The organism is Paenibacillus sp. sgz302190 (assembly GCF_059820445.1).
Window position 1 is genome coordinate 244 of the sequence record NZ_JBZYAO010000064.1, and the last position, 25,631, is coordinate 25,874.

Annotated in this window: 26 protein-coding genes and 2 pseudogenes; 22 read left to right on the plus strand and 6 right to left on the minus strand. The window is 47.6% G+C overall.

The window, feature by feature from the left end; all coding sequences use genetic code 11:
• From AC6RNO_RS35275 to AC6RNO_RS35345, 15 genes are all read left to right on the plus strand, one after another.
• The coding region (locus AC6RNO_RS35275) for an S-layer homology domain-containing protein (protein ID WP_497108288.1) at positions 1-2,253 on the plus strand (2,253 nt) is incomplete at its 5' end.
• 854 nt (positions 2,254-3,107) lie between these two features.
• Positions 3,108-5,744, plus strand: coding sequence for a winged helix-turn-helix domain-containing protein (locus tag AC6RNO_RS35280; protein WP_497108289.1), 2,637 nt, complete (start codon positions 3,108-3,110; stop codon positions 5,742-5,744).
• A gap of 136 nt (positions 5,745-5,880) precedes the next feature.
• The gene (locus AC6RNO_RS35285; RefSeq protein ID WP_488199539.1) at positions 5,881-6,081 is read left to right on the plus strand and encodes a DUF8691 family protein; all 201 of its coding nucleotides are present in this window, start codon (positions 5,881-5,883) and stop codon (positions 6,079-6,081) included.
• Positions 6,082-6,096: 15 nt separating this feature from the next.
• The gene (locus AC6RNO_RS35290; RefSeq protein WP_488436687.1) at positions 6,097-6,438 is read left to right on the plus strand and encodes a DUF4386 domain-containing protein; all 342 of its coding nucleotides are present in this window, start codon (positions 6,097-6,099) and stop codon (positions 6,436-6,438) included.
• Between the two features lie 183 nt (positions 6,439-6,621).
• Positions 6,622-7,272, plus strand: coding sequence for a DUF4386 domain-containing protein (locus AC6RNO_RS35295; RefSeq protein ID WP_474684763.1), 651 nt, complete (start codon positions 6,622-6,624; stop codon positions 7,270-7,272).
• Complete coding sequence (locus tag AC6RNO_RS35300) at positions 7,269-7,982, plus strand: NAD(P)H-binding protein (RefSeq protein WP_497108290.1); 714 nt, start codon at positions 7,269-7,271, stop codon at positions 7,980-7,982. Before AC6RNO_RS35295 ends, AC6RNO_RS35300 begins: the two co-directional genes overlap by 4 nt.
• A gap of 319 nt (positions 7,983-8,301) precedes the next feature.
• Positions 8,302-8,724: a GNAT family N-acetyltransferase gene (locus AC6RNO_RS35305; RefSeq protein ID WP_474684715.1), complete on the plus strand. Its 423-nt coding sequence runs from the start codon at positions 8,302-8,304 to the stop codon at positions 8,722-8,724.
• A gap of 375 nt (positions 8,725-9,099) precedes the next feature.
• A complete protein-coding gene (xynA, locus tag AC6RNO_RS35310; RefSeq protein WP_497108291.1) occupies positions 9,100-9,735 on the plus strand; it encodes an endo-1,4-beta-xylanase XynA in 636 nt (211 codons plus the stop codon).
• A 153-nt stretch (positions 9,736-9,888) separates the two neighbouring features.
• Complete coding sequence (locus tag AC6RNO_RS35315) at positions 9,889-10,728, plus strand: SUMF1/EgtB/PvdO family nonheme iron enzyme (RefSeq protein WP_497108292.1); 840 nt, start codon at positions 9,889-9,891, stop codon at positions 10,726-10,728.
• A gap of 197 nt (positions 10,729-10,925) precedes the next feature.
• Positions 10,926-11,081 (plus strand): hypothetical protein, encoded by a 156-nt coding sequence (locus AC6RNO_RS35320; RefSeq protein WP_474684718.1) that lies wholly within the window; start codon positions 10,926-10,928, stop codon positions 11,079-11,081.
• 37 nt (positions 11,082-11,118) lie between these two features.
• A complete protein-coding gene (locus tag AC6RNO_RS35325) occupies positions 11,119-11,856 on the plus strand; it encodes a dienelactone hydrolase family protein (protein ID WP_497108293.1) in 738 nt (245 codons plus the stop codon).
• A gap of 54 nt (positions 11,857-11,910) precedes the next feature.
• On the plus strand, positions 11,911-12,372 hold the full coding sequence (locus AC6RNO_RS35330; protein ID WP_497108294.1) for a GNAT family N-acetyltransferase: 462 nt from the start codon (positions 11,911-11,913) through the stop codon (positions 12,370-12,372).
• Between the two features lie 97 nt (positions 12,373-12,469).
• A complete protein-coding gene (locus tag AC6RNO_RS35335) occupies positions 12,470-12,961 on the plus strand; it encodes a hypothetical protein (protein WP_497108295.1) in 492 nt (163 codons plus the stop codon).
• A 297-nt stretch (positions 12,962-13,258) separates the two neighbouring features.
• Positions 13,259-14,362: a phosphotransferase gene (locus AC6RNO_RS35340; RefSeq protein ID WP_497108296.1), complete on the plus strand. Its 1,104-nt coding sequence runs from the start codon at positions 13,259-13,261 to the stop codon at positions 14,360-14,362.
• Between the two features lie 91 nt (positions 14,363-14,453).
• Complete coding sequence (locus tag AC6RNO_RS35345; RefSeq protein WP_497108297.1) at positions 14,454-15,218, plus strand: AAA family ATPase; 765 nt, start codon at positions 14,454-14,456, stop codon at positions 15,216-15,218.
• Positions 15,219-15,295: 77 nt separating this feature from the next.
• On the opposite strand, the gene AC6RNO_RS35350 is transcribed toward AC6RNO_RS35345, so the two are convergent.
• On the minus strand, positions 15,296-15,877 hold the full coding sequence (locus AC6RNO_RS35350; protein ID WP_474684724.1) for a TetR/AcrR family transcriptional regulator: 582 nt from the start codon (positions 15,875-15,877) through the stop codon (positions 15,296-15,298).
• A 75-nt stretch (positions 15,878-15,952) separates the two neighbouring features.
• Positions 15,953-17,146: an MFS transporter gene (locus AC6RNO_RS35355; RefSeq protein ID WP_497108298.1), complete on the minus strand. Its 1,194-nt coding sequence runs from the start codon at positions 17,144-17,146 to the stop codon at positions 15,953-15,955.
• A gap of 133 nt (positions 17,147-17,279) precedes the next feature.
• Between AC6RNO_RS35355 and AC6RNO_RS35360 the strand changes: the two genes are divergently transcribed.
• The 4 genes and pseudogenes from AC6RNO_RS35360 to AC6RNO_RS35375 form a co-directional block, all read left to right on the plus strand.
• Positions 17,280-18,170 carry a LysR substrate-binding domain-containing protein gene (locus tag AC6RNO_RS35360; RefSeq protein ID WP_497108299.1) on the plus strand — a complete coding sequence of 297 codons (891 nt, stop codon included), beginning with the start codon at positions 17,280-17,282 and terminating at the stop codon, positions 18,168-18,170.
• Between the two features lie 107 nt (positions 18,171-18,277).
• On the plus strand, positions 18,278-19,087 hold the full coding sequence (locus AC6RNO_RS35365; RefSeq protein ID WP_497108300.1) for a methyltransferase domain-containing protein: 810 nt from the start codon (positions 18,278-18,280) through the stop codon (positions 19,085-19,087).
• Between the two features lie 82 nt (positions 19,088-19,169).
• Positions 19,170-19,601 carry a universal stress protein gene (locus AC6RNO_RS35370; protein WP_488436679.1) on the plus strand — a complete coding sequence of 144 codons (432 nt, stop codon included), beginning with the start codon at positions 19,170-19,172 and terminating at the stop codon, positions 19,599-19,601.
• A 106-nt stretch (positions 19,602-19,707) separates the two neighbouring features.
• A pseudogene (locus AC6RNO_RS35375) lies at positions 19,708-19,821 on the plus strand (LD-carboxypeptidase); the annotation flags it as partial.
• Between the two features lie 322 nt (positions 19,822-20,143).
• Here AC6RNO_RS35375 and AC6RNO_RS35380 read toward each other — a convergent pair.
• The 3 genes from AC6RNO_RS35380 to AC6RNO_RS35390 are packed head-to-tail and all read right to left on the minus strand — an operon-like array spanning position 20,144 to position 22,115.
• On the minus strand, positions 20,144-21,031 hold the full coding sequence (locus tag AC6RNO_RS35380) for a LysR family transcriptional regulator (RefSeq protein ID WP_474684729.1): 888 nt from the start codon (positions 21,029-21,031) through the stop codon (positions 20,144-20,146).
• 48 nt (positions 21,032-21,079) lie between these two features.
• Positions 21,080-21,832: a twin-arginine translocase subunit TatC gene (gene tatC, locus AC6RNO_RS35385; protein WP_497108301.1), complete on the minus strand. Its 753-nt coding sequence runs from the start codon at positions 21,830-21,832 to the stop codon at positions 21,080-21,082.
• Between the two features lie 49 nt (positions 21,833-21,881).
• Positions 21,882-22,115 (minus strand): MerR family transcriptional regulator, encoded by a 234-nt coding sequence (locus tag AC6RNO_RS35390; RefSeq protein ID WP_497108302.1) that lies wholly within the window; start codon positions 22,113-22,115, stop codon positions 21,882-21,884.
• 214 nt (positions 22,116-22,329) lie between these two features.
• Between AC6RNO_RS35390 and AC6RNO_RS35395 the strand changes: the two genes are divergently transcribed.
• The 3 genes from AC6RNO_RS35395 to AC6RNO_RS35405 are packed head-to-tail and all read left to right on the plus strand — an operon-like array spanning position 22,330 to position 24,748.
• Positions 22,330-23,937, plus strand: coding sequence for a flavin monoamine oxidase family protein (locus AC6RNO_RS35395; protein ID WP_474684732.1), 1,608 nt, complete (start codon positions 22,330-22,332; stop codon positions 23,935-23,937).
• A gap of 20 nt (positions 23,938-23,957) precedes the next feature.
• Complete coding sequence (locus AC6RNO_RS35400) at positions 23,958-24,515, plus strand: RidA family protein (protein ID WP_474684733.1); 558 nt, start codon at positions 23,958-23,960, stop codon at positions 24,513-24,515.
• 35 nt (positions 24,516-24,550) lie between these two features.
• A complete protein-coding gene (locus AC6RNO_RS35405) occupies positions 24,551-24,748 on the plus strand; it encodes a twin-arginine translocase TatA/TatE family subunit (RefSeq protein ID WP_474684734.1) in 198 nt (65 codons plus the stop codon).
• A gap of 575 nt (positions 24,749-25,323) precedes the next feature.
• Here the strand turns inward: AC6RNO_RS35405 and AC6RNO_RS35410 are convergent.
• Positions 25,324-25,631: pseudogene (locus tag AC6RNO_RS35410) on the minus strand (hypothetical protein); the annotation flags it as partial.

A 25,631-nucleotide genomic window follows, 5' to 3' on the forward strand; every position in this document is an offset into this window, starting at 1 on the left:
ACCGCTAGCAGTACGGCTTACAGCACGCCGATCAGCGTGACGAGCGCGATGACGATCAAGGCGATTGCGGTAAAATCGGGCATGACCAATAGTGCCGAGATGAGCGAGAGCTACACGATGTATGTACCTGGTGCGCCTATGATCGTATCGGCAGCAGCGGGGAACGGACAGATTACCATCAGTTGGAATCCCGTATCCGGAGCGACCGGATACAATGTATATACATCTACTGCCTCCGCTTCCTACGGAATGGCGGCTGTTACGGTCGGAGGTTCCGTGTATAGTACGGATCTAACGGGACTTACAAATGGAACCATCTATTACATTGTTGTCAGAGCAGTTAACGGAAGCAGTGAAAGTGCGAACTCCAATGAAATGAGCGCGACTCCGCAAGTTCCATCACTCGGAGTACCGGTATTGCTGCCCGCGATTGCAGGAAATGCGCAAGTCAGCCTTGCGTGGAATCCGGTATCCGGTTCAACAGGATATAAGGTTTACCAAAGCGTGACTTCCGGCACCTATGGAGCGGCAGTAGCTACAGTAAGCGGTTCAGTATATAGCTATAATGTAACGGGCTTGACCAACGGTACAACGTACTATTTTGTCGTGAAGGCGACCAACTCCGGGGCGGACAGCGCGGCTTCCCTTACGGTAAGCGCAACTCCGGCAACCGTTCCGGCAGCGCCGGAGAATGTGACGGCGGTTGCCGGAAACGGTCAAGCAACCGTCAGCTTTACGGCCCCGACTGATGACGGGGGAAGCGCGATTACGGAGTATGAGGTAACGGCGTCACCAGGAAACATCAAAGCAACTGGAACGGCAAGCCCGATTACCATTACTGGCTTGACCAACGGAACGAGCTATACGTTCACCGTAAAGACGATCAATGGCGTCGGTAGCAGTACATCCTCTGCCGAATCGACCGCGGTCATCCCGAGCCCGCCACCCAGCGGCAGCAGTAGTGGCAGTGATGCGCCATCGACTACACCGGCGACAACCAATACAGGGGTAGATGTTCTGGTCAACGGCAAGGCGGAGAATGCAGGAACGGCAACGAAAACCAAGCGGAATGACCAAACCGTAACTACCATAGCCGTCGACCAAAAGAAGCTGGATGACAAGCTCGCAGTGGAAGGTCAGCATGCGGTGGTGACGATTCTGGTCAACACGAAGTCCGATGTAGTTGTTGGCGAATTGAATGGTCAAATGGTTAAAAACATGGAGGATAAACAGGCAGTTTTAGAGATCAAAACGGATCAGGCAACGTATACTCTGCCGGCGCAGCAAATCAATATCAGCGCCATCTCCGATCAGTTCGGGAAGTCCGTTGCTTTGCTGGACATCAAGGTACAGGTCGAAATTGCCGCGTCGCCAGCCGATACGGTAAAAGTCGTGGAGAATGCGGCAGCCAAAGGAACGTTTACGATTGTCGCACCGCCGATGGAATTTAAAGTTAGAGGCACCTACGGATATAGAACTATCGAAGTATCGAAATTCAACGCCTATGTGGAACGCACGATTGCCGTTCCGGACGGTGTGGACCCGAACAAGATTACCACGGGAGTAGTCGTCGAGCCGGACGGAACGGTACGTCATGTGCCGACCAAGGTCGTTGTGATCGATGGCAAGTATTACACCAAACTCAACAGCCTGACCAACAGTACGTACTCTGTCGTCTGGCATCCGCTCGAATTCCTTGATGTCGCGAACCACTGGGCGAAAGACGCTGTCAACGATATGGGATCACGGATGGTCATTGATGGTACGGGCGACGGCAGGTTCAGTCCCGATCAAGATATCACTCGTGCCGAGTTTGCAGCCATTCTTGTACGCGGATTGGGACTGAAACCGGAAAATGGGGCAACGGCGTTCGCTGACGTGAAGACGTCAGATTGGTACAGCAGCGCGGTCAACACGGCTTATGCGTATCAACTGATTAGCGGGTTCGAGGACGGCACGTTCCGGCCGAACGACAAGATTACTCGAGAACAGGCAATGATGATTCTCTCCAGAGCGATGACGATTACCGGACTGAAAGCAAAGCTTTCCGCTCAAGCGGAAGATGCACCACTTCGTCCGTTTGGAGATGCGGCAGACGTGTCCGGCTGGGCGCAAAGCAGTGTTGCGGACAGCGTGCAGGCTGGCCTTGTATCTGGACGAGGTGCCGCCGGGCTTGCGCCGAAGGCGTCCGTCACCAGGGCTGAGGTTGCGAGCATTATTCAAAGACTTTTGCAAAAATCAGGCCTGATATAGGCGAAGATGTCCAGAGGCAATTGAAGATCGTCCCTTCCCAGCAACATCTTTCGATGTTGGGAAGGGATTTTTATTGTTGAGTCGGTAAATCTTCAGCGCAGTGGCGTACGGACGCAATTGCCTATCTACCGGCAAACAATTGCGCAACGCTCGGCAGTCCATACATGTGGAGTGCGTGGTAAGGATATATCGAGAGGATTAAAAAATAATAGCCGCCGTATTTACTCAGCCCTCCTGATGACAGAGAGGGCTATTCGTTTTTTCAATATTGCAGATGAGAAGAGAGTTCCTACGGTGGAGTAGATGCATGAACAAATTGATTGATTTATAGAGATGTGGAGCGCCGCGGCTACGGATGAAGAGAAGAATAAGGCTTTAAAGAAACTTGTGGAGCGTATTGTGCATAATCGGGAAGATAATCGGATAGAACTGACAGTGTGCTATAAATAAATGCTCAGGTAAGAACATTGTAAAGGGGTTGTGCTTGCTTTGTGTTCGCATAACTTTGATTTTCTCAGCCAAGATATACGAACCGGGCGCTAATGGGTTATATGCAGAAAAAGATATACGCACTGATTTTTAAGTGATATATGAAGCTGATAGTATGATCATACTGAGAAGTTATTAGTCGGTCAATTCTGGATGCTGCCGTGAGCAATGCGATGCTGATTCGCAAATTATACCAGATCGACACATCTCCATGATGACAGGGAACGGACTGGGATCATCGTTTTTGAAGGATATTGTTAAAATATATGGGGAAATAGATTGATCTGAATTCATGAATTGGCGACAATAGTTGTAGGAGTTGTTAAACGTAATAAATATGAAATGAAATGTGGTGCAGAACTTTTATGAGCGTACCTATATTAACCACAAAGCTGCACATACCGCCAGTGCGATCGAAAGTGGTTCTCCGTTCACATTTGTTCAAACGCTTGGACGAGGGCCAGAAAAGAAAATTGACATTAATCTCCGCTTCTGCGGGCTATGGAAAAACAACGCTGGTAAGCGAGTGGCTGGCTGATTGTAAACGTCCGACCGCTTGGTTATCGCTGGATGAAGGAGACAACGATCCGACGTGCTTTCTCCTTCATCTTATCGAGGCTATAAAGAGAATTGTGAACGTTAGCGACCTAGGGGTTTGGAAAGCCTTGCAATCTCCGCAACCGCTGCCGATTACATATATCCTTACTACTTTAGTCAATGAACTATCATCCGCTACAGATCCTTTCATTCTCGTTCTTGACGACTATCATGTCATTGAATCTCAAGTTGTGCATAACGCGCTTTCTTTTCTGATCGATCATCAGCCATTACATATGCACTCGATCATCATGACACGTGAAGAGCCGCAACTGCCCATTGCCAGATTACGAGCAAAAAACGAGCTGACGGAACTACGTGGAAATGACCTGCGGTTCACCCGGAGTGAAACGACATTATTTTTCAATCAAATCATGGGACTTCATCTTTCATCTGCAGAGGTGTCTTCCCTGGAAGCGCGCACTGAAGGGTGGATTGCCGGGTTGCAACTAGCGGCTATTTCTATACAGGGCTATTCGGATACGGCCCAATTTATTTCGTCCTTCACCGGCAGCCACCGTTTCGTGCTGGACTATTTGATGGAGGAAGTGCTGAAGCAGCAGTCCGATAAGGTTCACACCTTTTTGCTTCAAACATCCATTCTTGATCGCTTTTGCGCTTCCCTTTGTGATGCGGTGCTGCAGAGCGATAAGGGAGGGCAGGACATCCTGGAGCATCTCGAGCGTTCCAATCTTTTCATCATTCCGTTGGATAGCGAGCGGCATTGGTACCGTTATCATCATCTTTTTGCCGATTTGTTGCGACAGCGTTTGTACCATGTCAACAAGGACAAGGCCGATGAGAGGGCAGCTCTGCACATGAGGGCGAGCCATTGGTTTGAGGAGAATGCACTGGAGATCGAAGCGTTTCAGCACGCTGCAGCGGCTCAAGATGTGAATCGTGCCGCAAAATTAATCGAAGGGAAAGGAATGCCTCTACATTTTCGCGGCGCTGCCAGGACTGTATTAAACTGGTTAAAGCACCAGGATGAGCCCACGCTCAACGAGCGGCCATCGCTCTGGGTCATTTATGCTTCCGCACTGTTGATGATCAGTCAACTGGACGGAATCGAACAGAAACTGTCCGCTGCAGAAGCCGCCATGTCACATATAAATCCCCATGAGGTGGATCAAGGTCTAATCGGACATATCGCATCGATCAGGGCCACGCTCGGAGTTACTCGGCACGATGCGGATACCATTATGACTCAATCCCTCATCGCTCTGGAGCATTTGCATCCACATAATCTGCCTGTACGTGCTGCAACAACCTGGACGCTAGGCGTTGCCTACCAGTTGAAGGCTGATCGCGCGGCCGCCAGGCGGGCTTATACAGAAGCGTTATCAATCAGCAAGCGCATTGGACATATCATGATTACGCTAATGGCATCTTTAGGTATAGGCGAAATTCAGGAGTCGGACAATCAATTGAGCCTGGCCGCGCAAACCTATCAACAAGTCATTCAACTCGCTGGCGATCCACCCTTGCTGGTTGCTTGTGATGCCTACTTGGGTATGGCTCGAATAGGGTATGAACGGAACAACCTAGATGCCGCCGAACAGCATATACAACAAAGTATGCGGTTAGCCAAGCAGATCGAGAATACGGACAGGCTAGTGGAAAACGAATTATTTGCGGCAAAATTGAAGCTCGCAAGACAAGAGATTTCAGCGGCGGAAGCTTTGCTAACCAAAGCTCGCCATGAAGTGCAAGATCAACATTACAACCGTCTGCGGGGCGAAATGAAACACTTGGAGCTTCTTATTTCTCTTCATCACGGTAACTTTGCGGAAACGGTTAAGCTCCTGGAAACGAACGAATTCCCTGTACTGCAGGCAAGAATCTATATGCTCCAAGGAAATGCAAAAGCGTCTCTTGCCATTCTGGGCACCTTGTATGATCAAGCGAAATCGAAGCAATGGAAGAATGACGAGCTTAAGCTACTGATCCTCCAAGCTCTGGCTTTTCAAGTCCAGGGCAATATGGAGAGGGCGCTGCAAAGATTAAATGATGCTTTGATACGGGCGAAAAATGAAGGCTTCGTCCGTCTTTTTATTGAGGAAGGAAAGTCCATGCTTGATTTATTAACCGCAGCGGCTGCCCGTCGCATTCAGCCCGAATATACCGAATTTTTGCTGGCAAACATGCATCATGAACAAAAGCTCTACGATTTCGCTGTACATAGCTCCCCCATCCGTTTCGAGCCTTTCGTCGAGGCCTTAAGTGAGCGTGAGCTGGAAGTTCTGCAATTGATCGCCCAAGGCTACTCCAATCAAGAAATAAGTGATCGGCTTTTCCTTGCTTTAAGTACAGTGAAGGGGTATAATCGCAACATTTTTGATAAATTGCAGGTGAAAAGGCGAACCGAAGCGATCGCCCGTGCCAGAGAACTCGGGCTGATTTAAAGCTTGATCTGCAACCTGTTTCGGTCTCAAGCAATGCCTAAAGGCGATGCTTGAGATCTTTTTTTATTTCAAAGCATACTTTAGTATCTACACGGTCATCCTTTGCAGCTAATATACTATACTCATCATAGTAATCATGAAAGAAATCTTGTCATGCCAAATTCAAACCTATCAAATTAAAGTAAAGGGTCATCTGGAACAGCAATGGAAAAATTGGTTTGATGGGCTGGACATCACTCCTGATCCGAATGGAGAAACATGGATATCCGGTCCTGTGGCAGACCAAGCCCTTCTTCTCGGAATACTTAAAAAGTACGTGACCTTGGGTTGCCCTTAATCTCAGTGCAGCAAGTTGATCAAACAAGTCATCGCTGGCGGCAATGTCTTGCTTCAGACCAAAGACATAGTTACCCCCGTTTTGACGATTGTTTTTATCATCGGGGCTATGTTGCTATACCCCCTCTTCTATCTCACCAGATTCATCCCTCGCTGGTTGTCCGGCTGGGGCTTGATGGGAGGAGTTATATACGTCGCTGTTGACTTATTCCTGTTATTCAGACCCGACCTTCACCTGAGCATTTTATATGTACCATTGGCTGTGCAGGAGATGACCATGACGCTTTGGCTGATCATCAAAGGATTCAATCAGGCGTCCCTTGGGAAGCTTCTGGCGGAAAAGAGAGAATCATCATAAAATCAAACAGAAAAACAGCGATCTTGCTTGGAAATGTCACAGCCTTCTTTCCTACCCTACTTTAGTAGCTACCGCGTTATTGCCGGGAACCGATATGATGTAATAAGTACATTTCATTATATCGGGGAGTGAACGGTTATTAAAACAAATAGACGAACGACGATCCAGTTAGGACTGCTTCTTATAAGCAGCATGATATTCGGTGTCTTAAGCTCTGTGCCTGCATTAGAACGTTCCGATTATTTGGAACAGTTGCCTGATCTAGAAAAGCATGTGTTGACAGCGACTTTCTTTCAAGCGGCAATGGCTGTAGCATATGTTGGTATAACCGTATTGTTTTATTCCCTTCTAAAGACTTACAGCGAGCGATTCGTAACAGGATTTGTCGCTTTCAAATTGATTGGTGCAGGTTTTCTTTTCATCGGAATCGGTTTTCTACCCCTTTTATTGGAAGTCAGCCAAAGTGCAGCATCGGCCACTCCTGTAAACGCAGTTATCTTTGAATGGAATGCAGAATGGCTTCGGCAGGGTCGGGATTTTGTTAATCATATTGGCATGATTTTGCCATGGAGTATCGGCAGCTTAATTCTGTATTATTGCTTCTTCACAACTGGACGAATTCCAAGATGGTTGGCCATATGGGGGATGATAGGTTCCATCTGTACAATTGTCGCTACGTTGATTCTGTTATTGGACAGGATTTCGATCACAAGTCCGGCCTATATGCTCTTAAATGCGCCGACGGCTTTTGGCGAATTGATTCTGGCTGTATTTCTGATTGTAAAAGGGAGGAACGTTGACGAAAATGAGCGGAGAGGAGCGAATAACGCATGAAAATCGTTGTGCTAGGAGCAAATGGAGCCACTGGTCGGCAAGTGGTCAGGGAATTGATTAGCTGCAGCATTCCAACAAGGATACTTATCCGAAAAACAGCTGTTCTTGATCCTGACATTGAGAAAAGTTCATACGTTGAGATCGTGAAGGGAAACATTAGCGAGCTTGGTCGAACCGAACTGACTCATCTGCTGAGCGATTGTACCGTGGTGATTTCTTGTCTCGGTCACACCCCTACTCTCAGGGGGATGTTCGGAAAACCTCGTAAGTTGGTTACAGATGCAATTCAGAAAGTAAGCGAAACTGTGAAGACGTCCGAGCGCAAAATAAAACTAATCCTTATGAGTACAACGGGCTATACGAATCGCTCAATAGGAGAGTCTCATTCCTGGGGGGAGAGGATGATCTTCTCTGCATTGAGCGTGCTTCTGCCCCCGCATCGTGACAATGTAATGGCAGCCGATTACTTGGTTGACGTTTTGGGAAAAGAAAATAAGTATGTCAGTTGGGTTGCCGTAAGACCGGACACGTTAGTCAATTACGATGAAGTAAGCCTTTATGAATTAACTAGCTCCCCCGTCAGAAGCCCATTATTTAATCCTGGAAAAACAAGCAGAAGGAACGTGGGTCGTTTCATAACGGAACTGGCCACAGATCCTTTGCTTTGGGAGCGTTGGGAATGTAAAACACCAGTCATTTATAATAAATGAATTTAAGCAAGCGAACCTGAAGAACACGTGGCCCGCTTGCTTTTTCCGCTCGTCACCACCATTTATAGCTGTTACGCTTTGTACGAAAAACCGGGTTATTTGAAGGATATTTGCGTTTCTCAAAAATCGCCGGAATCCCTTGATACATGTAGGTTTTCAAGCGTTTTGAAGGTCAGAGGTTTTCGCAGAATGGCTCGTATAACACCGTATTCACGCTGCAGGACTTATGTCCCTTGGTCTGCTCGAGGCATTCAGGGGGAGCGGAATCAGGCAGATTCACCTTTAAACCTAATATATTTAAAATGTGGGAGTGGTTTTTATGAGAGAAGAGTTTGGGGAATACCTGATTAGTGATGATAAGTCATTATTGAATCTGAATGTCATAGTGGATTATTTATCAAAGAGTTACTGGGCAAACAAGAGACCCGTAACAAGAATAAGAAAATCAATTGAAAACTCAATTTGTTATGGAGTATATCACGGAAGTAAGCAAATTGGATTTGCCCGAGTAGTAACAGACGGTGCAACAATGTATTGGTTATGCGATGTATATATTGATGAAGAGTACAGAGGAAAAAACATTGGGAAGAAATTAATCGAATCACTAACAACATCAGAAGAACTAAAGGAGCTGACGGGGATTTTAGGAACACGAGATGCACATGGATTATATGAACAATATGGTTTCGAACGTGACCAAAATCGATTCATGAGAAAGATACCAGAAAGTCGAAGAAGTTAACCAACATCTTATAGTCCTGTTTTCCTACCTGTGAAGTTACAAAGCATTGCTCAAAACCATTATATCCCTTTCACCGTCTCAACACATGTGGAGTGCGTGGTAAGGAGATATCGAGAGGATTAAAAAATAATAGCCGCCATATTCACTCAGCCCTCCCGATTGCAGAGAGGGTTATTTTCTATTCACAAGCTTTTATTAAATTCTTGCTCATTTGGACTTTATTCTTAAAAATATGGGGATAAATCTTTAATTTCTTAAATGTAATGTATGCGCTTACCTTTTATAATTTTCTTAGAAAGGAGGTGAGAGTCGAGAAGGTCGCGGAATATGGCACTAGGTAAGCAGTAACAAGTAAAAAATTTTAGGAGGTAGATTATGTTTAAGTTTAATAAGAAAATCTTGACTGTATGTATGGCGGCTTCAATGAGTTTTAGCTTGTTTGCAGCAACCTCAAATGCAGCGACGGACTATTGGCAAAATTGGACCGACGGTGGCGGGACAGTAAATGCTGTCAATGGATCTGGCGGCAATTACAGTGTTACATGGTCAAATAGCGGGAACTTTGTTGTCGGCAAAGGGTGGACTACCGGTTCGCCAACTAGGACAATAAACTATAATGCCGGCGTCTGGGCGCCGTCCGGCAATGGGTATTTGACCCTCTACGGATGGACGAGAAACTCACTCATAGAATATTACGTCGTTGATAGCTGGGGCACTTATAGACCTACCGGAACGTACAAAGGCACCGTGACCAGTGATGGGGGCACATATGACATATATACGACTATGCGATACAACGCACCTTCCATTGACGGCACGCAAACGTTCGCCCAGTTCTGGAGTGTCCGACAGTCGAAAAGAGCGACCGGAACCAACGCCGTTATCACTTTTAGCAATCACGTTAACGCCTGGGCGAGCAAAGGAATGAATCTGGGGAGCAGTTGGTCTTACCAGGTGTTAGCGACAGAAGGATATCAAAGCAGTGGAAGCTCTAACGTAACGGTATGGTAACAGGTTAACTGCAGCAGGCAGCTGACAGGCGCCAGACTGTTTCCAGCATATTGAGAATAAGGCCTGCCGGTCTCACAACTGGCGGCCTTATATATTTCAACAAAAGTCATGAGCCTATCATTTTTTCTATCAGCTATACGAGGAGACATATCCATGAGAAAGTTACCAATTTTCCTTTTAATGGCAATAATGGTTGTTGTCAGCGCTTGTTCACAAGAAAAGCCTGAAAAGAGTGATAGCCTTGTATTAGTTAAAGGCGGGACTTTTATAAACACAAAGTCCAATTACTATGGAAAAAGTGTAACAATATCGAACTTTTATATCGGCAAATATGAGGTAACTCAAAAAGAGTGGATTGAGGTAATGGGAAGTAATCCCTCGGGATTCAAGGGCGATAATTTGCCGGTAGAAATGGTAAGCTGGTATGACGTTGTTGAGTACTGTAATAAAAGGAGTATAAAAGAGGGCCTCAAACCGTATTACAATATAGACAAGAATAAAAAAGACCCGAATAATAAGAGCGATAACGATAATATAAAATGGACAGTAACGATCAATGCAGGAGCTAACGGTTACCGATTACCGACAGAAGCGGAGTGGGAATATGCTGCAAGTGGGGGGCAGATGAGCAAGAGTTACACATACAGCGGAAGCAATAATGCAGATGAAATAGCGTGGTATTGGAGAAACGCCGGGGACAAATTCTTATCAGGAGAATGGAATTGGCCTGTCATAGAAAACAACAATAACAAAACAAAAGCTATCGGCCTCAAGAGCCCCAACGAGTTAGGACTTTACGATATGTCAGGGAATGTAAGGGAATGGTGCTGGAACTGGTTCGGAGACTTGGATAGTAATAGCGGTTCTTTCCGGGTTGTGAAGGGCGGCGGTTGGATCGGCGACGTCAGCAACAACGAGTTATCTTTTCGGGGCAAGTTCGAGGCGAATGGGTTTGGCCCCGATCAAGGTTTTCGTGTAAGTCGCGGCGAGTAAACGGGAACAAGACTAAAGCTCTTTCGATAATGTCATTCTTACAGGGATTTAATAAAAATTAGCGACAGATGGCATGGATCAATTCCATGCTGTTTGCTCGTTAAAATTCCAAAATCCCCATGCTATCCTTAACCCCTCTCATCCCCTTCCCTTCTTCGAGTGTGTGAATGTTAACTCTGATGTGAGGGGATGGCAAGTTGATTCGTAAACTTAGGTTTCCGTTCAGGAATTTAATGGATAATTTGAAGCTGGGAATATATACTGAGGATGTGGGTCAAGTTGGAATTTTAACTGAAATTTCGGATGAACAAGCTAAAGAACTCAAAGGCAAAATCATGATTAAGGATAAATGAAAGCACGATTATATATAAAAAATGGTAGGGATACATAATGGGCTTCGAAACAAACATTTGCGGTATTCCATGTTTACAAATCAATCCTTCAATGAAACCAATCGGTGTTGTTCTTTTATATCACGGGTGGGTATCAAACGTTAATGATTATTTTTTCTTTGCATCGTTAATAGCAAGTTGGGGATACAAGGTCATTGTTCCTGAACTGCCTTACCATGGTGAAAGAGGAAACCTTGACTATTTTAATCCGTTAGTATTACAGAAATATTTTTGGAATGTGGTTCTACAAGGTGTTATGGAAGCAGATACAATAGTGTCTGATTTATCTAAAACGGATAGTAATATTGGGATTATAGGCCACTCAACAGGCGGTTTTATAGCCGCAGGTATTTTTTCGGAAAATTCTCGTCTGAAAGCCTCGATAGTTATAAATGGCTCATGCGCATGGGTAAAATGTGAGGAATTATTTCGCGAAAAGGATGGCAGAAATCCCATGAGTTTTAACGAAAAGATTTCTCTACAACAGCATGACCCAGCGTCTCATATAAATTTGGATGGAAAAAGAGCACTGCTCTTGTTACATGGCAAAGCGGATAATACGATTCCTATCGAAAGCCAAAGATATTTTATGGATGTCATGTCGCCACATAATATTCCTTCAGATGATCTACAATTAGTTGAGTATCCAAATGTGAACCATCACATTACACTTGGAATGCTTGAAAAGTCAATGGAGTGGCTTAATAAACATTTAGGTAAACACCAGTTTGATTGAATAAAAGAGCAATTTCATTATGAACCATTTTTCAGCTAATGGGGGTAGGCACTTGTGATTATCAGGGAGATTGACGAAGAACTCAAAAAGCATGTTGTTAATTTTAGGGGTCAAATAGTTGTGTCAAGAGGACGGGTGCATACCTTAGAAAAACTATCAGGATTCGTATATTCGATTGATGGGGAAATCATGGGTCTTATCACATACAATATCGAAAATGATGAATGTGAAATTGTATCTTTGGATAGTAAAATCGAGAACCAAGGAATAGGAAGCAACTTAATCAATAAGGTTGTTCAAAAGGCAAAAGAACAATTTTGCAAAAGAGTATGGCTTATAACATCAAATGATAACATAAGGGCGATTAAGTATTATCAGAAAAGAGGACTTGATCTGAAAGCAATCCATCACAATGCAATCATGGAAGCCAGAAAGATTAAACCTACGATTCCATTGAATGGATATGAAGGTATTCCAGTACGCCATGAAATTGAGTTTGAATATGGCATAAAATAAAACATGGATTTTAAAACAGACCAATTCATAATTCATTACTCTAAAGTATAATCTTAATGTCGCCCATTATTTGTGAACTGCGAAAGGTGGAATGGTAGTGAGCAATTACTCTCTTAATATCAATTTCGATTCGGCAACCCTAAACAAAATCCAACAAGAAGGACTACAAATTATCATTGCCAAGCAAGCTACTAATAATGAACATTCTGTCTCATGGATTGCGTTTAACCCATTTGAGAAAAACACAGTTTCTTGGGAAGATAGTTATTCGATGCACACCTCAAACGTTTATAATCCTAATATCGAAAATCAACCTGATAATAACTTGCCAGTTAATTTTCTGTCTAAAGATGTTGTTATAAATGGTCAATTGATATCTGGTAGTCCCTTCACAACTACAATGTTGACTACTTCCTTAGATGAGACAAATAATCACGATTTCTCGAAACTCGCCGTCTATTTAGGAAATATTAATGATTCAGGCACAGAAATGACTGAGCAATCTCATGTGTTAGATTTTAATGGTGATGCCAAAGAATACACTTTAGAATATGATCCAAAAAACAATGTTTTCATAACCAAGGATTAATTTGCCGTGTCCGATGAAGTCTGATCCATTGATACAAGGTGAAATGAAAATTCATGACTAACGAAGCAGAACACATGATTGAAGTTACTCAATCAACAGAAAAGGTAAACCACATAATTGAGGGTGTTCGTAGAGTAAGATACGACTTGCTTTAGACCTTGCATTCAGAAGTTTGTAATATGTTTGATAAAAGAGAAGTTTTATTTAAGGTAAAGGGGCTATTTATGAGTGTCAGAGAAAGCCAGAGCAATTTAACCATATGTGTATACGTTTTTGTGGAGGTTGTTTAATCTTACAATGATAACCATAAAGAGAAATATTTCAGAAGAACTTCTTTGTCAGTATGTACGTAAGCATATTGGTAACGAAAGATTATTACTTGGTGAATGGTCTTGTTCCAGCTTGGGATGGAAGGCTTCTAATGCTGTAACAGGCGGGCTCTATCGGGTTCACGGAATTGCTATTGAGAAAGATCACATAATTCCTTGGACGGTAATTTTAAAAGTAGTTATTCCATCTGCTGCAGCTAATGAATCAAGTCATTATAACTATTGGAGAAGGGAAGCGTTAGTCTACCAATCAGGATTGTTAGACAAGCTTCCTTCTATGCTGAAAGCGCCGCGATGTTTAGGTGTTGAAGATAAAGATGATGGTTCAATATGGATTTGGCTGGAAGAAGTAACAAATTACATCGACGGAAACTGGTCGCCAAATCACTATAAGGAAGCCGTATACATACTGGGGAAATTTAATGGTTCATACCTAGTGACTGAAAAACTGCCATCTGAATCATTTCTGTGTAAAAGTTGGTTATCGTCTTGGGTACAAGAATGCAATAAATATGATAATGGGGCAGCTTGCGATGAAAACACATGGCAGCATTCATACATTCGAGAGTTATTCCCTGATGAAATTTTTAAAAGATATGCGAAATTTCATAAACAGCGACAGCAATTACTGAAAGCTTTAGAGGGTCTGCCAAAGGTATTTACACATAACGATGCATGGGAACCAAATCTCTTTTTACAGCAAGATGGAACAATGATCGCAATTGATTGGGCCTTTGCTGGAGTGGCTGGGCTAGGAGAGGAATTAGGAAGGTTGTACGGTTTATTTCTACATTCTGGTGTAGGATCATCGGTTGATATAAAGAAATTTGCGGACGAATTATTCGATCACTACTATCATGGACTATTAGATGCGGGATGGGATGGTAATGATCGGCTTGCTCGTTTTGGTTTTTTGGCATCCGCTGGATTACGTTGCAGTATGCTAATTTCAAAAATAATTGATCAATGTTCAGAAGCAGATACGGATGAGAAACTGGCGGAGAAGGCCAGAGTATCAATTCAATTACTCGAAATGGCGGAAGAAGCCATTACTCTTTTGCCTGACCTTTAACACTTACAACGCTAAAAGACGGATCACGTATCTTAAAAATGTCTATCGCAGAAAAAAGATGCTGAAGCGGTATCCTAAACGGAGTGATACTATGATCGAAATGAATAGTTTTATTAGAAGTATCGAATTGCTTCGTGAATTAGTGCCTTCATTTGAGCGCTATCCATTTCATCTAAAAGTAATTAGCGAGTTAAAAAAAATGGATTTTCATCCAAAAGTAACTTACATAGTTGGGGAAAACGGGATGGGAAAATCAACATTGTTAGAAGCAATAGCCGTGGCCATTGGATTTAACCCAGAAGGAGGGACAATTAACTTTACGTTTTCCACACAGTCAACGCACTCTGATTTATATAACTACATTAAAGTAATTCGTGGTGTAAAAAAACCTCGCAACGGTTTCTTTTTTAGAGCAGAAAGTTACTATAACTTTGCAACGAGTGTGGATGAACTGGATCGTGAACCATCACCGGGACGCCGTATTATTGATTCATATGGAGGTAAATCGCTGCATCAGATGTCTCATGGCGAATCTTTCTTTGCTACATTCTTACATCGCTTCGGTGGTAATGGGCTGTACATTCTCGACGAACCTGAAGCAGCGCTGTCTCCCTATCGTCAAATGGCTATGCTATCACGAATTCATTCGTTAGTTAAAGCAAACGCCCAATTTATAATATCAACGCACTCCCCAATATTAATGGCATATCCAGATTCAATAGTCTATAATTTAACGTCTAAAGGTATCGAAAAAACCGTGCTTGAGGCTACAGATCATTTTACAATAATGAAGCATTTTCTGAACAATAAAGACAAAATTTTAAATGAACTATTTCTTGATGATGATGACGTATAGTTGTTGTTATTATAACCAATATATCCCTTTCACCGTCTCGACACATGTCGTATTCAGGTCTCGCCTCGCCGCCTCGCTCACAACAACCGCTGTAATCCGGTGAACCAGACCTCGACGTACTGCCGGGTAATTTCGCCGATCGCATCCCGGCCGGCATGAAGCCGGATAATTTCAAAGTAGCCTTCGAGAAAAGCGACGGCGAGCGGTCTGGCAACGTCCGGGCTCAGCGCCGGAGACGCTTTTTCCCGGCTGAGGCCGGCCAGATGCGCCTGCACATGTTCGGTCAAGGTGCGAAAAAACTCCTCTTTGGCACCCTCGTGCCGCGTCCCCGTACTGCCGTACAGCAAAATCAGCAGACCTTCCCGATGCTCAAGCACAAGCCCGGAAAAAATATGCCCGATCTGCTCCAGCATGGCGAGAACTGTGAGCGGCTCAGGCTCGTTTTCGCGGACGAGCTTCAGCAGCCCGTCATAGGCGGGCGTGACTACGGCATCGAACAAAGCTTCCTTATGAGGGAAGTAGCGGTACAGGTTCCCGACGGCGACGCCGGCCTCCCGCGCAATATCTTTCATGGAAGTTTTGGCAAACCCCGACTCCAGAAACGTTTCTCCGGCAACCCGCAAAATCGAGCGGCGGACTTCGTCTTTCAGCACTTGCATACCGTGAACCTCCATTCATTTTTCTTAATATATGAAAAGCGCTGCGGCTTGTCAAGCAATGGGAGGTTGCGGGATTCAGCCTCGCCCGGCAGGGTCAGTCCGTTGCTGCGGCCGCCTTTTTTTGTTCCCGATTACGAATTCAACGGCGATTTGCAGCGCGATAACGACCGCCAGACCGTAATAGGCCTGGACATAGCTGCCCGCCGCATCATGGATGCTGCCGAACAGCAGCGGGCCGAGCGCGCCCAATATGTAGCCGCCGGATTGCGTTAAGGCCGACCAGGCGCTCGCTTCCGGCGCACTCCGCGTTTCGTCGATCGGCAGCATCAGCGCGAGCGGGAACAGACCGCCGGCGCCGATGCCAAGCGGGACGGCGGCAAGCCACGGGCTGAGCTGCAAATTCAGCAGCACTATGCCGATCAGTTCGAGCAGCGAGCATCCGACCAGCCACAGCAGCCGATTGTGATAACGATGGACGGCCATCGGAATGAGCAGGGTGAACGGCAGGGAGATCAGGGTGAACAGCGTTTGGATGCCGCCGGCCGTTTCGGCGCTGTAGCCCATGCTGCGGATGGACGGCGCAAGCCAGGCGGTCAAGGAATAGAACGCAGCCGCCATCAATCCGAAAAACAAGGTCAGAACCCAGGCACGCGCATTGGTCAGGGGCAAGCGTTCGCTGGCTGCTGCCGACAGCTGCCCGGCAGGGCTTGCATGGCCCCCCTTGCGGGCAAGTCCCCACCAGAAGGGCAGGGCGATGACGGCGAGCAAGCCCCACACGGCAAGAGGGCCGCGCCATGAGCCGTTCATCGAGCTCTGCAAAGGAACCGCAAGCCCGACGCTTAAAGCTGCGCCAAGCACCATGGCAAAGGAATAAATGCCGACCATGCCGGAAGCGCGATGGGCGAAATGCCGTTTAATAAAGCCGGACAGCAGCGGGCCTACGATCGCGATGCCCACCCCTGCGAGCAAGGAGGTGAGCAGTAAGAACAGGCTCGATGCCGCCCATGCACGAAGCGCGGTGGCGATGCCGATCAGCAGCAGAGCGAGGGCGACAGTCGCCTCGAGCCCCCATTTTTTGCTTAATTTGACGGCTGACGGAGCAAAAATACCCATGCACAGCACCGGAAGGGAAGTGAGCAAACCGGCAATGACCCCGTTCATGCCCAATTCGCCCCGGATCGTGTCTACAAGCGGAGAAACGGAAGTGATCGGGGGACGTAAATTCAGTGAAGCAAGGAAAAGCGCCAAGATGAGATACACGTTTCGCATGTTGTCTCGCCTCCAAAAGTGATATCGTTTGCTATCGATGCAAATGTAAGTATATAAGCGGCAAAATAATTGATCAATACAATTGTTTTTATTATAATGATTGAAAAAACCAATGATTAAAGGAGGGGACCGCGTGGAAATACGCCAGTTGGAACATTTTTTGATCGTCTGCGAAGAGCTGCATGTGACCCGGGCCGCCGATCGGATCGGCATATCGCAGCCGACGCTCAGCCAGCAAATCCGGGCGCTGGAGGAGGAGCTGGACGTGCCTTTATTCGACCGGATCGGCAAAAAAATCAGGCTGACCCAGGCCGGAGCCCTGCTGCTGGAGCACGGCACGCGGATGGTCCGCAATATGCAAAATGCGAAAGACGCCATTGCGGAGCTGCGCCGCGGACACCAGGGCTTGTTGACGGTCGGCGTCCTGCCGTCCGATCTGGACTACCGGATGACGAAGCTGCTGGTCGACTTTCATGCCGAGTTTCCGGGCGTGAAGCTGAAGGTCGTTTCGTCCATCGACGTGTTCAATCTGGTGCTGGACAACGAAGTCGACCTGGGCATCTGGCTGGCTTCTCCGCCGGATGACCGGCTTATCCGCATTCCTTTGTGCAGGGAAGAATATGTGCTGGTCGTATCCGAAAATCACGAATGGGCGAACCGGGACTCGGTCTCGATCGAGGATTTGCACGGCATCCGGACGGTTATGTACCCCCAAGGCTACACAGGGCGGGAGCTGGTGGACGACTGCTGCCGGAAGCGCGGGTTTGTTTTGGACACTATTATGGAGACCGGCTCGGCCACATCGATTATGAGTCTGGTCAAAGCGAATATCGGGGGCACGGTGCAGCCGCTTCCGCTTATGGAAGCGATCAACGATCCGACGCTGCGGTGCATCCCGTTTCACGACGAGGCCCCTTTTCGGGACTTCGATATTTTGCGCCGCTCCGACCGCTTTTTGGGAAAATCGGCTCAGGCGTTCATTCAAAAAGCGGCCGATTATTTCAAAGAACGATGCGAGGTATAGGTAATAACTATCAAATCTATTTGAATTATGTATTAGACCTATAAGTGTGCCTCCGATAAAATGGCAGAAAGGAGCAAAATCGAGGGGAAAGACGGAGGGATCTGACGATGGAAGCGAATATTGCAAGCAAGCGAGCCGAATTATCCGGAAAATTAACCGGAATACTGGATGCCCGAACGCTGGCATCTTCCCATGGAAGGCTTGCCGAGCTGCTCGCCGAAGGCATGAGCGTTCTCGACATCGGCTGCGGAACGGGAGCGATTACACGCGGAATCGCGGAAGCTGTGGGGCCTGGCGGCCGCGTAGTGGGGATTGACAGCAATCCGAAGCTGATCGAAAAAGCCCGCGAGACGCATGGCGATGTGCCTGGGTTAACCTTTGAAACCGGCGATATGTATCGGCTTGCTTATCAAGAACAATTCGACATCGTGACTTGTGCGCGCGTTTTCGTCTGGCTGAACGATCCGCTGAAAGCGCTCGAAATGATGAAAGCGGCGGCGGCAATCGGCGGACGCATCGTAATCACCGACTACAATCACGAAAAGATTGCGTGGCAGCCCGAGCCGCCGGCCAGCATGCTTGCCTTTTATTCGGCCTATTTGAAATGGCGCTCCGATGCCGGATTCGACAACGCGATTGCCGACCGGCTTCCCGATCTGTTTCGGCAAGCCGGTTTGGAAGAGATCGCTGTCACCCCTCAGCATGAGGTCGCGGTGCGGACCGATTCCGATTTTGAGCGGCGCATTGGCATTTGGGCGGATACGGCTTCAAGCCGCGGACCACAAATGGAGAGGGACGGATTTATTACCGGGCGTGAATATGCCGACGCCGAACGGGAATACCGCGAATGGGCGGCAGCGGAGGCCCGGTCGCTCACGATGTATATGCTGGCAGTCGAGGGCAGGAAAATACGCTGAAACGGACAGAGTGACATTTCTCACAGTCATTGCAGCCTGAAACAGCTACAATGAGGTTAATAAATCAGTGAGGTGAGTGCGCATGCTGTACGCTAAAATTGTTGTCGCCTTCGACGGTTCCGAAGCTTCGGAAAAAGCGCTGGATACCGCTTTGAAGATGGCCAAGCTGAACCATTTTTCCAAACTGGAAATTATCCATGTTTTTAATCTTCCGACCTACGTGCTTGGAACTTCCGTCGTTATACCGTCCATTACGATTGAAAACAATTACCTGGATTATTCCGAACAAGTGATTAATAAAATTAAGGACAAAATCGCCGATTTTGCAAATACGCACATCGAAGTTCGGCAGGGTCCGATTGCCAAAACGATTCTCGACTATGCCGTTGAAACCGGCGCCGACCTCATCATCATCGGCAGCAGAGGGCTGAGCGGGATCGGCGAGTTCGTGCTCGGCAGCGTCAGCCATAACGTCGTCATGCATGCGGCTGCACCGGTTTTGGTCGTAAAATGACCGGAAATTGAAGAACGAGTTTGACGCTAAAAATTGGTATTCAAGCCGACCGGGGGTTGAATGCCAATTTTTTCTTTTTCATTGCTGGTTTTCATGCCAAAATTGTTATGATATGGATTGCGGTCATGCCCCGCCACAAATAACGTTCATTAGCGGGGCGTATGCCGAGATTGAAGCAGGAGACGGCAAAGGCTCCGTAAAGCAATTTTTCAAATCATAACGCTACAGAGCGCTGCAGGTTGTGGAACTGCACAACTGAGCGTGAGGTAGCACAACAAAGAGAAAACCTGCGAATATGCAGGTTTTTCTCGAGAAATTCGTTTATTTTGGTGAAATACATGCAAAAGTGCAGGGATATTTGCTGAAAGTGAACCTGAGCCCATGAATTCGGTAAAAAGCCTGCACAATTGCAGGAATTCTTCGGAGCCGCGTATCAAGGGCGTAAATTCATGTACTTTTGCAGGTTTTGTTCGTGCAGCCAGGCAGATGGGGACTATCGCCTGACGCGGGGAGGGCGGCAGGGGGTTCAGCAGCCTGAGCCGTTACAGAGCGTCGATGACGGATTTAAGCTCCTTGACGAACTGTTTGCCGGGCAGCGCGAGATGGCGGGTTTTCAAACGCATCAGGCGAAACGACACATCGACGTCGTCGCCTGTAATCGGCAGAGGAACGATGTTTCCGGTGCGGACATACGGATCGAACTTCAGGCCGTTTTCCGTGTAAAATCCGACGGCGATGCCTTCGGAGATAATGCGCTTGGCGGCTTCCGAATTGCCCAATTTAAACAAAATATTCGGGGTTCCGTATTTTTGCAATGTTTGAATAAGGAAGCTCGAATTGACCAGCACGGGATGGTGGATCAGTTCAGCGAAAGTAATGCTCGCGCGCCCAGCCAGGGGGGAGTTTTTGCCTACGCAAGCCATCACTCTGCTTTCCAGCAAATTTTCGCAGATCAACTGTTTGTTAGGTTCTTCATATGGCTTGAAAACGGCGACGAGACCTATGTCCACCTTCCCGTTCTGCACTTCCTGCTTGATTTGCGGATAATCCAGCTCGATCATTTCAAGCTCGACTGCGGGATATTTGCTTTTGAAAATGGCCAGTGTGGAAGGGAGCACGCTCAAGCACAAGCTCGGCACGGAGGCGATGGACAGAAACCCTGAAAGCTCGGAGGAATGAAAACATGCCGCCTCTTTAAGCTCCTCCACCTTGCCCAAAATTTCCTGCGCTTTGCCGATGATCGCTTTGCCGTCTTCCGTCGGAATCGCTCCGAATCGGGAACGTTTGAAAATTTTAACTCCCAGCTCTTCTTCCAGACTGACGATGGCTTGGCTGATGTTGGGCTGCGAAACATGCAGTCGCTCGGCCGCTAACGAGATGGAGCCGGTGTGATGAATTTCTACAATATAAAGCAGTTGTTCAATCCGCACTGCCGCACCTTCTTTCGGACCGTTTCAGTGTCAAATACAGGGCCGGTTTTATTCTCCGTCAATGGCCGGGAGCTTGTCCGCGCTTGCTTGAGCGTTATGGACCCAACGGGACAGCAGCACGCTGATTTCGTATAAAACGAACAGCGGCACGGCAACCATCAGATGGGAGACGATGTCCGGTGGGGAAATAAGGCTTGCCGTAACGACCAGAACGAGATAGGCGTATCTGCGGAAAGCGTGCAGCCACTTCGGGTTCAGAATGCGAAGCTTGGTCAGGAACATCACGATGACCGGGAGCTCGAAAGCAACGGATAAAGGGAGCACGATGTTAATCATAAACCCGAAATATTGGGCGATCCCGTAGGTTTGTGTCAACTCCAAGCGTTCAATGAGGCCGGTGGTAAAGGAAATGCACATCGGAAATACGATGAAATATGAAAAGGCCAGTCCCGCCGCAAAACACAAAATCGTGTAGGGGATGCAGCGAAGCGCCGCGGACCGCTCTCCCGCCGTCAAACCTTGTTTCACGAAAGCCCAAATCTGATACAAAATAAACGGCAGCGTCAACGCCAGGGAAATGGCGAAAGCGATCATCATATAGATGCGAATGCCGTCCATCGGGGAGAATACGTTCCAGGTCATTTCCGATGCGGGCGGCGTATTTTTGAGCCAGAGGACGACTTTTTGGGCGATCAAAAAGCCGGCGGCCATCGAGACGACGAGCGCGATCAGGACGCGGATGATCCGGGTGCGCAGCTCCGTCAAATGTTCGATCAATGTCATTCGGTTCCATGTATTCATCAGTTAGCGCCTCCGGCCGATTCGATATGATCGATCTGATGCTGCGGTGTCAAGGATTGGCAATGATCCGTTTGAGTTCCATCGTATGAAAACCGTTCATCAATTTAGCGTGTATATCCATTATTTTCTGAATATCCTCGAACGAATACTTGCGGATTCTTCCTTTGGTGCGTTCCGGAAAAATAAGCTGCCGGTCCTCGTAATAGCGAATTTGCCTCTCGGTCAATCCTGTTAATTCACTGACGATTCCGATTTGGATCACTTTTTTGCTCATAATTGACATCAATATACCTCCTTTAATGTTAGAATATTTAACGTAATTATGACATTGTTGTTATTAAATTTAACATTTTCTTGAAAAATCTTCAAATAACCTATTTTTATTGCGGCATAAGTAATATTTATGTAATATAATCTTACATATAATCTGGACGAATGATTGTCCCGTTGATACGTTAAAAGGGCGGATTATCAAACTTTAACAAGGAGATGGGGATATGGAGACTACATCGTTCAGAGAAGAGCAAATAACCCGTAGGCAATTTTTGACGACTGTCGGCAAAATTGGGGGATCAGCCGCACTTTTCAGTGTTATGGGCACGTTAGGTTTGCTTACGCCGGAGACGATGAAAGCGGCTGATTATACGCCTCCTTCAAGCGGCGATTTGAATTCGACCAACCGCAACGGGAAAAAAATTATTATTCTCGGCGCCGGAATCGGAGGCATGACGGCCGCATACGAGCTCGGGGAAGCCGGCTACGATTGCACGCTGCTGGAGGCAAGGGCGCGTTCGGGCGGACGGGTCTGGTCCGTGCGCAGAGGAACCGCGGTTGCGGAGGTCGGGGGAGTCAAGCAGGTGGCGCGGTTTGACGATGGCATGTATTTTAACGCAGGACCGATGCGGATTCCCCAATTCCACGTAACTTTGGAATACTGCCGCAAATTCGGGGTGGCGATCGAGCCTTTCAACAATGTCAACGAAAGCGGCTATTACTACAATGAAAACGCAGGGGAGCTGTCCGGCCGGAAAATTCCGAAGCGGGCCGCCAAAGCGGACGTAAGAGGCTACGTCTCCGAAATGCTCGCCAAGGCGGTGAATCAGAATGCGCTCGACCTGCCGCTGACTTCGGAAGAGAAGCAAAAATTGGTCGCCTATCTCAAAAAAGAGGGCGATTTGAACGAGGATTTATTTTATAAAGGCTCGGAAAGGGGCGGATACGTCGAAGAACCCGGCGGTAAATTCGATGCCGGCGTCCTGAGAGATCCGTTCAGCTTAAAGGCGATCATTAATTCCGGCTTCGGTCCGTTTTTCAGCAACGAGTACAGCTACGATCAGCAGATGATGATGTTTCACCCGGTCGGCGGCATGGATCAGATTACGAAAGCTTTTGAAAAGCGGCTCGGAAACCGCATCAAGTTCCATTCCGAAGTTGTGCAAATCAAGCAATCCGCCGACGGCGTAACGGTTGTGTATAAAGATTTGAACACAGGGTCCACGCAGGAAATATCCGGCGATTACTGCATTTGCACGATTCCGCTGTCTGTTCTGAAAGATATACCGGCCGATTTTTCGGCAGAGATGTCGACGGCGATCTCCAAAATCAATTACGCGTCCGCAGGCAAAATCGGTCTCCAGTTCAAGCGCCGGTTCTGGGAGGAAGACGAGCATCTGTTTGGCGGAAGCTCGCTGACCAATATGGATATTGCGAATATTTATTATCCGCCAACCGACTATTTCGCGAAAAAAGGCATCCTTCTGGGCTACTACACGTTCGGCGCAAATGCGGATAAGCTCGGCAAAATGCCGATTGCGGAGCGGGAAAAATATGCGCTCGCACAGGGCGCGAAAATTCATCCCCAGTACTACAAAGAATTTGAAGCTTCTTTTTCCGTGAACTGGAAAGGGATTAAGTACAATCTCGGGGGATGGGCGGCTTATACGGCCGATGACCGCAAAGCGTACTATCCGACGCTCTGCAAGCCGGACGGCCGGATTTATTTGGCCGGGGAGCATATGAGCTACATCACCGCCTGGCAGGCGGGCGCGATCGAATCGGCCCGCAAAGTCGTAACGGAGATTCACCAGCGCGTCATGCAAGAGTAGACCGAGAGGAGAGATGAACGATGAGAGCGAACAAAATGAAGCTGCTGCTGTCAGCCGCCGTATTGTCCGGCCTGATTACGGTTACCGCCTATGCGGACGGGACGGAAACGACAAGTAAATACCCGGAGGAACCGATCAACGAAGTCGAGTTTTACGGCAACCCCGCTTCTTCCATATCCGGAGGCGTGTCCGTGCCGGCAGGCTCCTCCTATTTGTTCACGAGCGGAACCGTCCCGCCTTTGCTGAACAAAGACGGCAAAACGGTGTACGAACGTTACGGAGACACGAAGACGCAGGGGACCGGCATTTTGAAGGCGATCGAGAAACAGTTGAAAGATAAAGGGCTGACGCTTGCCGACGTCATTTATTTGCGCGTGTACGTTACGGCGGACCCGGGCAAAGACAATAAATTCGATTACCAGGGATGGTTTGACGCATACGCGCAATTTTTCGGCAATGACACCAACCCCGTCAAACCGGCGCGGTCCACGGTCGGCGTAGCCGGTCTGGTCAATTCCGACTGGCTGATCGAAATCGAAGCGGTGGCGGTATTTCCGAAAAAGCACAATCAAGATTAAGGCCAAATCTAATTCAAAGATCGGAGTGATAGCATATGCTGCAAAATATCGGGTTCCCCGGACTCATGTTGATTCTGGTCGTCATATTGGTATTGTTTGGTCCATCCAAATTGCCCGAGCTCGGCCGAGCTGTCGGACGCACCCTGCACGAATTTAAAAATTCGGCAAGAGATCTGGTCGCCGAGCCGAAGCAGGACGAGCCCGCGGAGCCCAAACGAAGCGCGGAAGCTTGATCCGGCCGCGTGCGGTGGAGTGGGGTGGGGCGCGGGAGCCGACGCCCGGCGGCTGCGGGGGCCCGCGCCAGCCGGCGCGTTGCTGCGGCAGCGGTCGGAGCCACGCCGCTTGCGGGCGTGCAAGTGCAGCAGCTGCGGTCGGAGCCACGCCGCTTGCGGGCGTGCAAGTGCAGCAGCAGCGGTCGGAGCCATGCCGCTTGCGGGCGCGCAAGTGCAGTAGCTGCGGTCGGAGCCATGCCGCACGCGGTCGCGCAAGGCCAGCAGCTGCCGCCAGCGCTCGGAAAGCCTGCAAAAGTGCACTAGCTTTGCAAAGAAGCTAACATCAAATGGATTAAAATGGACAAATTTCTTTTCGAGTTATTAGATACTTATTTTTCCATTCGTTACTTCCGGCAAATGAGCTAAAAAGTCGATGGCCTCTTGAGCAAGGGGGTGTTACCATTTTCAGGGAATCTATCATTTATTGGTTGAATTCGTTAGTCAGCACGAACTTTTGCGCCACGTGCTTCTTTGGGGAGNAAAAGTCGATGGCCTCTTGAGCAAGGGGGTGTTACCATTTTCAGGGAATCTATCTTTTATTGGTTGAATTCGTTAGTCAGCACCAACTTTTGCGCCACGTGCTTCTTTGGGGAGTTTCTTGAGCGTCCTCGTTTCGGCTTCTTCTGACGGCCCTTTGAAGGCTTCGTCGGTTTCCGGAACAAGGCGTCAAGCAGTTTCTCCCAACTCTTGGCCATGTACTGACGCATCAGCTTCAACACTCTGCAGAGTCCATGCTTCGTACCCGTTTGAAGCTTCACCAAGACACACAAGGCGTGGGCGATGAGTGCTATATAAATTTGGTTCCATACAGCAGAAGGCTTGTTGCTGTACAGTTTAGCGAGTC